Raw genomic sequence first — 13,138 nt, forward strand, 5'->3', positions numbered from 1 at the left:
GGCGGAGGGACGGGGCAGGCGGGGGCGGGCGTGGCCGCGGGCGGGTCAGGACCCGCGCCGCGTGGACGCTCCGTGTTTCAGGACAGCGGTGGTGTGCCGTTGGTTCTCCCCCGCCGCGGGGAGTGCGGCGGGCTGCGCGGCCGCCGGTGCGCAGGAGGCGACCGGCGCCGCCGCCACCGGGGAGGCGGCGGGCAGGAGCGAGGCCGAGCAGAATCCGCAGCGATCACCTATGAGTTCGATACCGCACCAGGAACACATCTCGCGGCGAACCGAGGAAACGAGTTGGTAAAGGACCGAGATATCGGGCAGGAAAGCGGCGAATTCGACCATCTTGGGGGTTCCCCACCAGCGTCGTGAATCAGCCGGAAGCGCGCTCTCCTCGATTCCCTGGACCTTCCAGGCCGGGGCGAGGGTCGCGGTGACCCAGTCCGAAGAGGACTGTCCCTTTCCGACGATCATTTGGGTGCCGAACTCCGGACCGGTGAGTTTCCCGGACCCGATCCTGATCAGCTGGGGGGACGGCGCGGCGACCACCCCGAACTGGGAGCCGGGCACCCATGATCTGGCGTGCGCCTTGAGGCTCACCGGCACCCGGTCGAGCTTGGCGACGGTGTGCAGCAGCGCCCCGGAGTGGATGTAGTGCGACAGCAGCCGGGCCGACGAGGCGACCACCCCCGCGCTGAAGTCGCAGATCGACAGCTGCCTCAGCTGACGGACCAGCACGGCGACGCCGAGGGGCGGCAGATCGAGCTTCAGCAGCGCGATGCGGTCGCTCTCCAGCATCGATCTGACGGTGTACAGCCGCCGTTCGTGGGCCGGCGGAAGGGAGGAGGGGTAGACGGCGACGACGTAGCCGTGCTGCTCCACCAGGACCTGCATGTCGGCGAGCGCGGCGTCCAGCGGCTGGGTTTCGGGCGACTGGAGCAGCGCCGCGGTGGGCGTCTGATGGTCCGTTGGTGGCAGCACCAGATCAGGGCTGGTGACTGCGATCGCGGTGGGCACGCTGGTTCCCCGTTCGGCTCCGGACACCGGAGTCCCGGTCCCCGCAGTTCTCTACCTGCTCCGTGCTTCTGGCTGAGCACTTTATCCACGTCCTGGGGTACGGAGAACACCCTCCGGATGTCCGTCATCGGTCATCCGGGCAGCAACCTCCGGCAAAGTCGGGCGAAGCAGTCAGCAGTCACTTGCGTTACCAGGAGAATTCACTCCCCCGAATTCCGCGACCCCTCGCTCCGGCTTTGGGCCCAGGTTGGGCCCTGGGGCCCACGCAACCCTCCTGCCCCCATCCGTACGCTCCGATTCCGATCCGCGTGCGAAAAGTGCGCGGCCAGGACGGGGGCGTCGGATGGGACTGCGGGCGGGACGGGGACGGTGGCGCGACCGAGGCGCCACGGCCACCGAGTACGTGGGCGTCCTGGTGGTCGTGGCGGCCGTCGGGGGCGCGATCGTGGGCACGGGGGTGGACGCGACCATAGCCTCCCAACTGCGGTGTCTGGTCTCGTTCGGCGGTCCGTGCGATCCGGGGCGCCCCGCCGGGAGGGACCCGGAGCCCAGGACCGACGCCGACTACGAGCCGCCCCTCTGCCAGACCGCGTCCTTCACCGACAAGGCCGGCGCCCGGGCGAAGGTTCTCTTCTTCGAGTGGGGCCAGGAGTACGGCTTCCAGCAGACGACCTATCAATCGAACAAGGACATCAACGGGGACGGCACGATCGACGGCAACGACCAGCAGGTCATGCTGACGTTCACCGACGCCGCCTCCGTCGCCGCCAAAAAGGACTGGAAACCGGGCGCGAAAATAGGCAAGTTCGGGGCCGACAAGGTGGAACTCGGCGCCGGAATCAAGGTCACCAACGGAGATACGTGGGTCTTCGACAGCGAGGCGGACGCCGCCGCCTTCCGTGACGACCTCGACATGCTCAAGACGTACGAGCTGGCCAACCGGAACTCCAACTCGCGCGGCGGCGGCCTCGGCAACAGCATCCTGTACCTCTTCGGCAAGGGCCCGATGGCCGAGGAGGAGAAGCTGCGCGACCGCATCGACGCGCGGCTCGGCGACCGTCACATCACCTACGGGAAGATCGGCCTGGAGGCCGCGGCGTCGGCCGGGCTGAAGCTGTCGGCGGGCGACGAGAAGAAGCTGAGCGCCTCGCTCGGCGGCACCTTCAGGTTCGCCCCCGAGGTGACCTGGACCAACAACGACTTCAAGGGCACCAAGGCGTACACGTACAGCGCCGCCGTGCAGTACGGCGTCAAGGGCGGGTACGAGGCGGGCCCGGTCGGCGGCACCTCCGCGGCCTCCACCACCCGGACCGGCACCATCACCGTCACGTACGACAAGCACTCCGGTGAGCTGCTGCGCGTCGACATGACCCGCACCGTCGAGAAGGGCTCAGGCAAGGACGGCGTCAAGGCCGGTGGCGACAACGGGAAGAGCGGCGCCGCCAAGCGCGGCGGCGGCGGGAGCGTCTCGGGCGGCGGCGGATCGAACGGCATCGAGATCGTCACCAACTCCGTGGTCATCCCGCCCGGCTCCGACGGGGACCGGCAGCGCGCGGTCGCGCAGGCGTGGCTGGACGGCCACGGCGACACCGCCGCGCCCTTCACCTACATGTTCGACGACCACGCCCCGACCGAACGGCCGGGCGCGGACGACCCGTTCGGGCGGCTCCTCTTCGACGAGGGCCTCTCCAGCCGGACGCACTACACCGGCGAATCGGAGGCGGCCGAGTACGGCTTCGAGCTGAATCTCGGACTGAGCCTGGGCTTCTCCGTCTCCACCGAGCAGAAGGACGAGACACTCGACAAGGCACAGTTCCTGGGTGCCCCGCACGGAGACAGCCGCACCTATGTGCCGTACAGCTACTGTGCGAACTGACCCCGCCGGCGACAGGAGCGCATACCCGATGAACAGGGAAAACATCGCCCGGTGGCTGGCCGCGGCAGCCGCCTCCGCCGCCCTCGTCACCCTGACGGCGGGCTGCGGAACGGATACCGGCGGCGGTACGGGAGCGGGCGGCACGCCCGAGGGCTGGGGCACGCTGCGCACCACCGCCCTCACCGTCGCCCACCCGCCCGGCTTCACCCCGCGCGGCGCCGCCGAGCGCGGCGAGCACAACGCGGCGGCCGCGACGCTCACCGAGGGCGGCGAGGACGTCGGGATGATCACCGTGCAACTCGACTTCACCCGCGCGGACTCCGCCGAGGAAGCAGCGATCGGCGCCGAGGCGGGCGTCGCGCTCGGGTCGACGCTGGGGAAGCAGTCCGGGATCGAGGTCACCGGGCCCGGCGGCACGAAGGAGGAGGCCCGGCGCGTCGACTTCGAGTTCACCCGGAAGGGGTCCCGGGTCAAGGGCGTGATCGTCGCGGGTATCGATACGGCGAAAAAGGCGTACGCGGTACGGATCGACGCGGTCGAGGGGAAGCTCGGCGACGGCGATCTGCGCCGGATTCTCGGCTCGCTCACCCTCACGTAGGGCCCGGCCGGGCGCGTTCCGGCCGGCCGGGGCGCGGTCCGGCCACGGGGTGAGCGGATGACCACCGCCGCGCCCCGGCCGACGCGTCGGCGAACGAACCAGCGAAGGAACCACGGGGGGACCGATGGACGGCGAACCGTCCGGAAGCGAGGACCGATGACGCGGTACGACCACCCGGGCGCTCCCGCGCGGCACGGCGACGGACGCGGCGCGCCGGTGTTCGCCCTGGTACGCGCCTGGGCGGCCGGCATCGTCGTCCTGCTGTTCACCGAGTACCTCCAGGCCACCCTGGTCTACGACTATCTCGCCGCCGAGGACAGCCTGGAGACCTTCGGGGGCCGGCTGACGCTGGTCCATCTGCCGAACGCGGTGTGCCTCGCGCTGGCGACCTGGGCGGCGGGCCGCGTGCACGCCGATCCGTACCGCGACCGCGCCGCGCAGCATCTGCCGGCGGCCTTCACCGTGCCGGTGGTGGCACAGGCGATCAATATGGCGCTCCAGTGGGACCGCCTGGCGGCGGAGGGCGTGCTGATGTCCAACGCGGTGCTGGTGGTGGGCTGTGTGACCGGCTACGCGGTGGAGCGGCTCCAGGAGGAGTGACGGGCGCGGCGTACCCGGCTTTCGTATACGAACCGCTGCCAGAGGTCTTGACAACTCAATTGGTCTGGACCAGTTTTACGCCCAACGGTGGCCACCGTTCCCCTCTCGGCACAACCTCCATCCCCCGACCCCAGCGGAGGCAGCAAGTGGAACGCGCACCAGGTTCGACGGGCAGCGGCACAAGACGTACCAGGAGCTGGATCGGCGGCGCCGTGGCCCTGCTGGCCGCCGGAGCGCTGAGCGTGACCGGGCTCGCCGGGACCGCGCAGGCCGCCGACATCAATGTCGCCAAGAACGCCGGTTTCGAGTCCGGGCTCGCCAACTGGACCTGTTCGGCGGGCAGCGGCACCACCGTCGGGTCACCCGCGCACGGGGGCGCCGCCGCCCTCAAGGCCACGCCCGCCGGGCAGGACAACGCCAAGTGCGCGCAGACCGTCGCCGTACAGCCCAACGCGACCTACACGCTGAGCGCCTGGGTCCAGGGCGGCTACGCCTACCTCGGCGCCGAGGGCACCGGAACGACCGACGTGTCGACCTGGACCCCCGACAGCTCCGGCTGGAAGCAGCTCACCACCACGTTCAGGACCGGCGCCGCGACCACGTCCGTGACGGTCTACACCCACGGCTGGTACGGGCAGAGCCCCTACTACGCCGACGACGTCTCCGTCTTCGGCCCCGACGGCGGCGGGGGCGGCGACCCCGCGCCCCAGATCCCCGCCGCACCGGCCGGGGTCGCGGCGGGCTCCGTCACCTCCTCGTCCGTGACGCTCAACTGGAACGCCGTCTCCGGGGCGAGCGGCTACAACGTCTACCGCGCGGGCACCAAGGTCCAGTCGTCGAGCGGTACGTCCTCGACGGTGACCGGGCTCGCCGCCGACACCTCGTACGACTTCCAGGTCACCGCGACCAACGCGGCCGGCGAATCGGCCAGGTCCGCCACCGTCACCGCCAGGACCGCGAAGGGCGGCGGCACCGACCCGGGGCCGGGCAGCCCGGCCGTGCCCAAGCACGCCCTGACCGGCTACTGGCAGAACTTCAACAACGGCGCGACCGTCCAGAAGCTGCGGGACGTCCAGTCGCAGTACGACATCATCGCGGTCTCCTTCGCCGACGCGACGGCCACGCCCGGACAGATCACCTTCAATCTCGACCCGGCCGTGGGCTACGGCTCGGTCGCCGACTTCAAGGCGGACATCGCCGCGAAGAAGGCGGCGGGCAAGTCGGTGATCATCTCGATCGGCGGCGAGCTGGGCAACGTCACCGTCAACAGCGACGCCTCGGCCACCGCCTTCGCCGACTCCGCCTACGCGCTGATGCGGGAGTACGGCTTCAGCGGCGTCGACATCGACCTCGAACACGGCATCAACTCCACCTATCTCACCAAGGCGCTGCGCCAGCTGTCCGCGAAGGCGGGCAGCGGACTGGTGATCACGATGGCGCCGCAGACGATCGACATGCAGTCGACGTCCGGTGAGTACTTCAAGACGGCGCTCAACGTGAAGGACATCCTCACGGTCGTCAACATGCAGTACTACAACAGCGGTTCGATGCTCGGCTGTGACGGCAAGGTCTACTCGCAGGGTACGGTCGACTTCCTCACCGCCCTCGCCTGCATCCAGCTGGAAGGCGGTCTCGACCCGTCCCAGGTCGGCCTGGGCGTCCCGGCCTCCGCGCGGGGGGCGGGCAGCGGCTATGTCGCTCCGTCCGTGGTGACCAACGCGCTGGACTGCCTGGCCCGGGGCACCAATTGCGGCTCCTTCAAGCCCGCCAGGACCTACCCCGGCATCCGTGGCGCCATGACCTGGTCCACCAACTGGGACGCCACGGCGGGCAACGCCTGGTCCAACACGGTCGGCCCGCACGTCCACGGCCTGCCGTAACACCCCTCCAGCCCCCACAGGGCCGGCAGCGCCGTCGACACCCCACCCGACGGCGCTGCCGCGCGTGCGGAGCGCGCCGGGGCGGCGGCGACGGCCCCGACGCCGGCCCTACCAGGGGATCTCCCGCACCTGCTGCACACACAGCACCACGAACAGCAGCCCCGCCGCCGCCAGCATCACATTGCTCAGCACGCCGTTGCGCCACTCGGCGGGCGTGCGCTCCGAGTTGAGCAGCCAGATCAGGGTCAGCGCCAGGAACGGCATGAAGAACGCGCCCAGCACGCCGTAGGCGACGACCAGGCCGAAGGGCTCGTCCAGGAAGAGCAGGGCGATGGGCGGGAAGGTCAGCCAGAGCAGATAGGCGCGGAACGGGACCGAGCGCTCCCGGGCGCCCGCCGCCACCTCCTCGACCGTGCCGGCCGGCTCCGTGCCCGCCGGCTCCGTGCCGCCCGCCCGGCCTTTCCTCATCCGTTCCACGAAGTCCGCGAACATCAGGCTCACCCCGTGCCAGACGCCGATCAGCGACGAGAACGATGTCGCGAAGAAGCCGACCAGGAACAGCTTGGCCGTCGTCGCGCCGAAGCGGTCCTCCAGCACGGTCCCGAGGTCGATCAGCCCCCGGTCGCCGGAGGTCAGGGCGGTCCGGGTGGAGTGGAGCAGCTCCGCGCCGACGACGAGCATGGCGACGACGAAGAGTCCCGTGGTGAGGTACGCGACCCGGTTGTCCAGCCGCATCACCTTCATCCAGGTGGAGTTGGTCCAGCCCTTGGCGTTGATCCAGTAGCCGTACGCGGCCATGGTGATCGTGCCGCCGACCCCGCCGATCAGTCCGAGCGTGTAGAGCAGCGAGCCGTCCGGGAGGACCGGGGCCAGGCCGGCGAGGCTCGCGCCGAGGTCGGGGGCGACGCGGACCGCGACGTACATCACGACCACGAACATGATCCCGATCAGGGCCGTCATGACCTTCTCGAACACGGCGTACCGGTTGAACCAGACGAAGACGAGGCCGGTCAGTCCGGTGACCACCGCCCAGACCCTGAGCCCCGGACCGTCCGGGAAGAGGGCGACGATCGGGAGCGCGCTGGACGACATGGCCGCGGCGCCGTACACGAAGCCCCACACCACGACGTAGACCGCGAAGTACCCGGTGGTCCAGCCGCCCAGGCTGCGCCAGCCGTCGAAGAGGGTCCGGCCGGTGGCCAGGTGCCAGCGGCCGGCCGCCTCGGCCAGCGAGATCTTCACCACGCAGCCGATGACCGCGGCCCACATGAGGGTGTAGCCGAACCTGCTGCCCGCGATGAGTGTGGCGACGAGATCACCGGCGCCGACGCCCGTGGCCGCGACCACGATGCCCGGACCGATATAGGTCCAACTCGCCTTTCTCGGCCGGGCGATGGTGTTCTCCGCGCCGGTTTCCACGGTGTCGGCCATAGGTATCGACGCCTCCCGCTCGCCCCCCGATAAGTGACTCACGTCACTCAACGGGGGGCGGGGGTGGTCGCGCAAGAGGGCGTCGCCACCTCCGGGTGAACGCGTGCGGGCCGGGTCCGCCGGTCCCCGCCCGCCACCGTGGACTCCCCCGCCCCGCGCGGGCCGGGTCCCGTCACATCACCAGGCTCAGCAGCGCCGCCACCGCGAAACCGGCCACCGACAGCACGGACTCCAGGACGGTCCAGGACTTCAGGGTGTCCCGCTCGGAGATGCCGAAGTACTTCGCCACCATCCAGAAGCCGCCGTCGTTGACGTGCGAGGCGAAGATCGAGCCCGCCGAGATCGCCATGATGATCAGCGCGAGATGTGCCTGCGAGAGCCCCTGGCCCTCGACCAGCGGGACGACGATGCCCGCGGTGGTGACGATCGCGACCGTCGCCGACCCCTGCGCCACCCGCAGCACCACCGAGATCAGCCAGGCCAGCAGGATCACCGGCAGCCCGACGTCGTTGAAGGTGTCGGCGAGCGCGTCGGCGATGCCGCTCCCCTTGAGGACGGCGCCGAAGACGCCGCCCGCGCCCACCACGAGCAGGATGTTGCCGACCGGCTTGAGGGACGAGGTGGAGACCGTCTCCAGCGACTGGCGCGACCAGCCGCGCCGGATGCCGAGCAGGTAGTACGCGAGCAGCAGCGCGATCGTCAGCGCCACGAAGGGGTGGCCGAAGAACTCGATGACCGACCGGGCGGTCGACGGATCGAGCGCGATGGACGAGAAGGTGGCCAGCAGGATCAGGAGCAGCGGGGTGCCGATGATCGCGAGGACCGTGCCCAGCGCGACGGGTGTCTCGCGCGGGGTCACCCCGGAGGCGCGCTGTTCGGCGGCGACCGCGGCCTTCGACTCCTCGGCTGCCTCCACCATGTCCTGCGGGACGTCCACGAAGAGACGCTTTCCGATCCAGGCGGCGTAGGCCCACGCGGCGAGCACGGCCGGGACACCGACCAGCACGCCCATGAGGATGACCCAGCCCAGATCCACCTTGAAGAGTCCCGCCGCGGCCACCGGGCCCGGGTGCGGGGGCAGGAAGGCGTGGGTCATCGAGAGGCCGGCGAGCAGCGGCATCGCGTACAGCAGGATCGATTTGCCGGACCGCTTGGCCGCCGCGTAGACGATCGGGGCGAGGACGAAGATACCGACGTCGAAGAAGACCGGGATACCGAAGATCAGACCGGTCAGCCCCATCGCGAGGGGCGCGCGCTTCTCGCCGAAGAGATTCAGCAGGCGACTGCTCAACACCTCGGCCCCGCCGGACACTTCGAGGATCGCCCCGAGCATCGTGCCGAGTCCGATGATGATCGCGACATGGCCGAGGATGCCGCCCATGCCCGATTCGATCATCGAGACGGCGGCGGACTTCTGGACCGTGCCGAAGAGTTCGGTGACCGAGAGGCCGGCGGCCAGGCCGACGGCTATGGAGACGCCGAGCAGGGCGACGAAGGGCTGGAGCCTGACCTTGATGATCAGGAACAGCAGCAGCGCGATACCGAGGGCGGCGACCGTGAGCAGGCCGGCGGTCCCGTCGATGAGGAGCAGCAGGCCGCCCGTACGGGGTGGGGCCTCGGTTGGCGCGTCGGCGGCGAGCAGCATGAAGGCACCTCTGTCAGTGAGCAGGGGGGATCGCGGCACGGCCCCGACCGGAGGAGGGGAAGCGGGGGTGCCGGCGCGGAAGGAGTACGGATGCGGGGAGAGTCTCCGTGGGGGCCCGGGACGAGGGGCCGGGCCTACGGGCTTACGGGGACGACCGGTTACGGGCCTACGGGCGTACGGCGACGGCCGTCACGGGTACGGCGGGAGGTGCGGGCGCGGCGGCGATCACCAGGACGGCCGCGCCCTCGCCCCGCGTCCTAGCCGAGGACGGCCAGCGCGTCGATCTCGATCAACAGCCCCTTGGGCAGGCCCACATAGACCGTGGTCCGGGCGGCGGGCGCCTCCTTGAGCCCCTGCTCGCCGAAGTAGGTGTTGTAGATGTCGTTCATCTCGGCGAAGTGGTCGACGTCGGTGAGGTAGACGCGCATCATCATGACGTCGTCCCAGCTCGCGCCGCCCTCCTCCAGGATCGCCTTGACGTTGGCGAAGGTCTGGAGGGTCTGCTCGCGCAGGGTCGGCCCCGCCACGGTGGGCGCCTGTCCCTCGACCGCGGGGAGGAAGCCGACCTGGCCCGCGACCTGGAGGATGTTCCCCTTGCGGACGCCGTGCGAGAACTTCGCGGGCGGGGTGGTGTGGGTCGCGGGGGTGAGCGCGGTCTTGTCGGTCATGACTCGTCCTTCGTGTCCGGTGCTTGCTGTGCTTGCTGTGTTCACTGTGCTTGCTGTGTTCACTGTGCTGGATCTGCTCGCTGTGACCGCCGCCCGGCTCATGGAGACCTGCTCATGGAGACCTGCTCACGGGGTACGGCTCACGCGGGAACGGCTCATGGGGATCGGCGGGGCGGGGTGGCGGTCCCCGAGTACTCCCCGCTGATCGCGTCGGCCGTGCGGCGCACCAGCGGGAGCAGGGCGAGGAGTTCCTCGGCGGTGACGACGACGTTCGGCGCCGACACCGACATGGCGGCGACCAGCCGGCCGTCCGCTCCCTTGACGGGCGCGGCGACGCAGTTGATGGACTCCTCGTGGCCGCCGAGGTCGGTGGCCCAGCCCTGTTCCCGCACGGTCGCCAGTTCCTTGAGGAAGGCCGCGGCGTTGGGCGTGGAACGGGCGGTGTAGAGGGGGAAGTCGAGGCGCTCGGCCACCGCGCGCCGCTCGACCTCGGGCAGGTCGGCCAGCAGCAGCTTGGCCACGGCGGCGACGGTGATCGCGACGGGCTTGCCGACGCGGGAGTACATCCGTACCGGATAGCGGCTCTCGACCTTGTCGATGTAGAGGACTTCGTTGTCCTCGTGCACCGCGAGGTGGACGGTGTGGCCGCACTCCTCGTTGAGCGCGAGGAGATGGGGGTGCGCGATCTCGCGTACGTCGAGGTTCTCCACCGCCTCCGCCGCCAGCGCGAACAGGCGGGCGCCCAGCCGGTGGCGGCCGTCCTGCTGGCGGTAGACGAGGCCGTGTTCGTGGAGCGTACGGAGCAGCCGCAGCGCGGTCGACTTGTGGACGCCGAGCGCGTCGGCGACCTGTCCCAGGTCGGCGGGGCCCCGCGCGAGCAGCGGGAGGATGCTCAGCGCCCGGTCGACGGTCTGGCTCATGGGGTAGATGCCTCCTTCTCCGTGGCCGCGGTCCAGCCGGGGCCCAGCCGAAGTGTGCCCCAGGCGGTGTCGTCGAGAGCGGCCAGCCGGTCGGCCTCGGCGCGGGACGCGGGGGCGCCCAGGTCGCCGGGGACCGTGAGGGCGGCGGCGGCCATGAGGTGGCCGTGGCGCAGCCGAGCGGCGGCGGGCAGCCCGCGCAGGGTGGCGGAGAGGAAGCCGGCGGCGAACGCGTCACCGGCGCCCACGGGCGCGACGACCTCGACCCGCGGCGCGGGGACGGAGGTCACGGTGTCGCCGCCCGCCGCGCCCCGCCCGGCCGCAGCGGGTTCCCGGGTGTACAGGGTCGCGCCGGCGGCGCCGCGCTTGACGACGACGGTCTCCGGCTCGGGGAGCGCGGCCCTGATGGCGTCCGCCCCGTGCAGGTCCCACGCCTGGGCCGCCTCGTCCTCGCCGACGAGGACCAGGTCGGCGCCCCGGGCCAGTTCCAGCAGGACCCGGGCGTCGGAGGGCTTGCGCCACAGGCCGGGGCGGTGGTTGACGTCGAAGGAGACCAGCGGGCGGCCCGGCGCCCTGGCGGTCAGCTCGCGCATCAGGGCGAGGCAGCCGTCCGAGAGCGCGGCGGTGATGCCGGACAGGTGCAGTACGCGTCCGGCCCACAGGTCGTCGCGGGGCGGGTTGCCCGGTGCCATGGCGCTGGCCGCCGAGCCGGCCCGGTAGTAGGCGACCTCGTGGGCGTCGGTGGCGCGGTCCGTGGCGGTGCGGAAGTAGATGCCGGTGGGGCGGTCCGGGTCGCGGCGTACGCCCGAGGTGTCGACGCCGTACGCGGCGATCGCCCCGGTCAGATGGTCGCCGAAGCCGTCGGCGCCGACCCGGCTGACCCAGCTGACGCGGTGTCCCGCGGCGGCCAGCGCGCAGGCGACGTTGGACTCGGCGCCGCCGATCGTGCGGTCGAAGGAGGGGACGTCCGCGAGGCGGCCGGGGCGGGAGGGCAGAAAGGTGACCATGGATTCACCGAGGCAGACGGCATCCACGCCGGGGTGGCTGTCCGTGTCTGCGGTTGCGGTCACTCTGGGGCTCCTCGCCGTTCGCCGGATCGCGGGGTCACCATTGACCCGCTGTCGGCTCGGATGTTAGACAGCGTTGAGCGATATACGCAATGGGCGTTGCATGGAATGCAATGAAGTCGCGCATCGTGACCGCACGGGACCGAACACGAAGATGGACTCGACGAAGGGGAGGGGCCCATGGCAGCCGCCGAGGATCTGAGCGCGGAGCGGGTCGACCACCGTTTCAAGGGGCTGCCGCCGGACGCCGACGGGCTGACCGTCGCCGCACTCGCCGCCGAGCGCCGCTCCCTGTTCACCGGGGGCTTCACCACCCCCGTCCTCGCCCTCTCCGCCGAGTCGGTCGAGCACAACCTCGCCCTGCTGAAGACGTACTCCGAGCGGCACGGGCTCGCCTTCGCGCCGCACGGCAAGACCTCCATGTCGCCGCAGCTGTTCGCGCGCCAACTGGAGTACGGCGCCTGGGGCATCACCGCCGCCGTCCCCCACCAGGCGCGCGTCTACCGGGCGTTCGGCATCGACCGGATCTTCCTCGCCAACGAGCTGGTCGACGCGGCGGCGCTGCGCTGGCTCGCCGCCGAGCTGGACCGGGACCCCGGCTTCCGCTTCGTCTGCTACGTGGACTCGGTGCGCGGCGTCGAGCTGATGGACGAGGCGCTCACGGCGGCGGGCGCGACCCGCCCCGTGGAGGTCGTGGTCGAACTGGGCGCGGGTGAGGGCGCCCGTACCGGCGCGCGTACGGAGGCGGAGTGCGCCGCCGTCGCGGACGCGGTGGCCGCCGTACCCACGCTGCGGCTGACCGGGGTGGCCGGTTACGAGGGCGAGGTGCCGCGGGCGGACGGCGAGCGGGTCCGTGCCTGGCTGCGCCGGCTGACCGCGCTGGCCGGGGAGTTCGACGCGGCGGGACGGTTCGCGGGGGCCGGGGAGATCATCGTCAGCGCGGGCGGCAGCGCCTGGTTCGACGCGGTCGCGGACGTCTTCGCCGACATCCCGGCGCTCTCCCGGCCCGTGCTCAAGCTGCTGCGCTCCGGCGCGTACGTCTCGCACGACGACGGGCACTACCGGCACCTCACCCCCTTCAACCGGGTCCCGCAGGAGGGCTCCCTCCAGCCCGCCTTCCGCCTCTGGGCCCAGGTCGTCTCGCGCCCCTCCCCCGGCCAGGCGTTCGTCAACGCGGGCAAGCGGGACGCGGCCCACGACCTGGACCTGCCGGAGGCGCAGGTCGTACGGGACGGACGCACCGGCGAGATCCGCCCGGCCGACGGCATCGCGGTGACCGGCCTGTCCGACCAGCACGGCTGGCTGACCACCGCGCCCGGGGCGCGGCTGGAGGTGGGCGACTGGGTCGGCATGGGGCTGTCCCACCCCTGCACCTCGTTCGACAAGTGGCAGCTGATTCCGCTGGTGGAGGCGGACGGCACGGTCACCGACCTCATCCGTACGTTCTTCTGACT

The 13,138-nt window shown here is 71.2% G+C and carries 11 protein-coding genes; 5 read left to right on the top strand and 6 right to left on the bottom strand.

Going from position 1 to position 13,138, the window contains the following annotated elements; translation table 11 throughout:
- Positions 1–45: 45 nt before the first annotated feature.
- Positions 46–1,002, bottom strand: a complete 957-nt coding sequence (locus ACFY6S_RS13850; protein ID WP_388815564.1) for a hypothetical protein — start codon at positions 1,000–1,002, stop codon at positions 46–48.
- A gap of 343 nt (positions 1,003–1,345) precedes the next feature.
- Here ACFY6S_RS13850 and ACFY6S_RS13855 point away from each other — a divergent pair, with 343 nt between their 5' ends.
- The 4 genes from ACFY6S_RS13855 to ACFY6S_RS13870 all read left to right on the top strand — a co-directional run bounded on the left by ACFY6S_RS13855 (position 1,346) and on the right by ACFY6S_RS13870 (position 5,956).
- On the top strand, positions 1,346–2,878 hold the full coding sequence (locus ACFY6S_RS13855; protein ID WP_388815565.1) for a hypothetical protein: 1,533 nt from the start codon (positions 1,346–1,348) through the stop codon (positions 2,876–2,878).
- Between the two features lie 28 nt (positions 2,879–2,906).
- Complete coding sequence (locus ACFY6S_RS13860; RefSeq protein ID WP_388815567.1) at positions 2,907–3,476, top strand: hypothetical protein; 570 nt, start codon at positions 2,907–2,909, stop codon at positions 3,474–3,476.
- A gap of 156 nt (positions 3,477–3,632) precedes the next feature.
- Entirely contained in the window at positions 3,633–4,076 is a 444-nt protein-coding gene (locus ACFY6S_RS13865; RefSeq protein ID WP_388815569.1) for a hypothetical protein, read from the top strand.
- Positions 4,077–4,222: 146 nt separating this feature from the next.
- Positions 4,223–5,956, top strand: coding sequence for a chitinase (locus tag ACFY6S_RS13870; protein ID WP_388815571.1), 1,734 nt, complete (start codon positions 4,223–4,225; stop codon positions 5,954–5,956).
- Between the two features lie 108 nt (positions 5,957–6,064).
- Here ACFY6S_RS13870 and ACFY6S_RS13875 read toward each other — a convergent pair whose 3' ends face one another.
- From ACFY6S_RS13875 to ACFY6S_RS13895, 5 genes are all read right to left on the bottom strand, one after another.
- On the bottom strand, positions 6,065–7,387 hold the full coding sequence (locus ACFY6S_RS13875; RefSeq protein WP_388815573.1) for an Nramp family divalent metal transporter: 1,323 nt from the start codon (positions 7,385–7,387) through the stop codon (positions 6,065–6,067).
- A 172-nt stretch (positions 7,388–7,559) separates the two neighbouring features.
- Positions 7,560–9,032, bottom strand: a complete 1,473-nt coding sequence (locus tag ACFY6S_RS13880; protein ID WP_388815575.1) for a GntP family permease — start codon at positions 9,030–9,032, stop codon at positions 7,560–7,562.
- 257 nt (positions 9,033–9,289) lie between these two features.
- A complete protein-coding gene (locus tag ACFY6S_RS13885; RefSeq protein ID WP_388815577.1) occupies positions 9,290–9,700 on the bottom strand; it encodes a RidA family protein in 411 nt (136 codons plus the stop codon).
- Positions 9,701–9,855: 155 nt separating this feature from the next.
- On the bottom strand, positions 9,856–10,620 hold the full coding sequence (locus ACFY6S_RS13890) for an IclR family transcriptional regulator (RefSeq protein ID WP_388815579.1): 765 nt from the start codon (positions 10,618–10,620) through the stop codon (positions 9,856–9,858).
- Positions 10,617–11,624, bottom strand: a complete 1,008-nt coding sequence (locus ACFY6S_RS13895; protein ID WP_388817901.1) for a sugar kinase — start codon at positions 11,622–11,624, stop codon at positions 10,617–10,619. The genes ACFY6S_RS13890 and ACFY6S_RS13895 overlap by 4 nt, the downstream gene beginning before the upstream one ends.
- Before the next feature lie 240 nt (positions 11,625–11,864).
- Here ACFY6S_RS13895 and ACFY6S_RS13900 point away from each other — a divergent pair, with 240 nt between their 5' ends.
- Positions 11,865–13,136 carry an amino acid deaminase gene (locus ACFY6S_RS13900; RefSeq protein ID WP_388815581.1) on the top strand — a complete coding sequence of 424 codons (1,272 nt, stop codon included), beginning with the start codon at positions 11,865–11,867 and terminating at the stop codon, positions 13,134–13,136.
- Positions 13,137–13,138: the final 2 nt, after the last annotated feature.

This window comes from Streptomyces sp. NPDC012835 (genome assembly GCF_042900885.1).
Classification (GTDB): Bacteria; Actinomycetota; Actinomycetes; order Streptomycetales; family Streptomycetaceae; genus Streptomyces.

Bases quoted from the DNA above. Each gene is read 5' to 3' on its own strand.
- ACFY6S_RS13855 (WP_388815565.1), top strand. From the start codon at position 1,346: ATGGGACTGCGGGCGGGACGGGGACGGTGGCGCGACCGAGGCGCCACG.
- ACFY6S_RS13860 (WP_388815567.1), top strand. From the start codon at position 2,907: ATGAACAGGGAAAACATCGCCCGGTGGCTGGCCGCGGCAGCCGCCTCC.
- ACFY6S_RS13865 (WP_388815569.1), top strand. From the start codon at position 3,633: ATGACGCGGTACGACCACCCGGGCGCTCCCGCGCGGCACGGCGACGGA.
- ACFY6S_RS13875 (WP_388815573.1), bottom strand. From the start codon at position 7,387: ATGGCCGACACCGTGGAAACCGGCGCGGAGAACACCATCGCCCGGCCG.
- ACFY6S_RS13880 (WP_388815575.1), bottom strand. From the start codon at position 9,032: ATGCTGCTCGCCGCCGACGCGCCAACCGAGGCCCCACCCCGTACGGGC.
- ACFY6S_RS13885 (WP_388815577.1), bottom strand. From the start codon at position 9,700: ATGACCGACAAGACCGCGCTCACCCCCGCGACCCACACCACCCCGCCC.
- ACFY6S_RS13890 (WP_388815579.1), bottom strand. From the start codon at position 10,620: ATGAGCCAGACCGTCGACCGGGCGCTGAGCATCCTCCCGCTGCTCGCG.
- ACFY6S_RS13895 (WP_388817901.1), bottom strand. From the start codon at position 11,624: ATGGTCACCTTTCTGCCCTCCCGCCCCGGCCGCCTCGCGGACGTCCCC.
- ACFY6S_RS13900 (WP_388815581.1), top strand. From the start codon at position 11,865: ATGGCAGCCGCCGAGGATCTGAGCGCGGAGCGGGTCGACCACCGTTTC.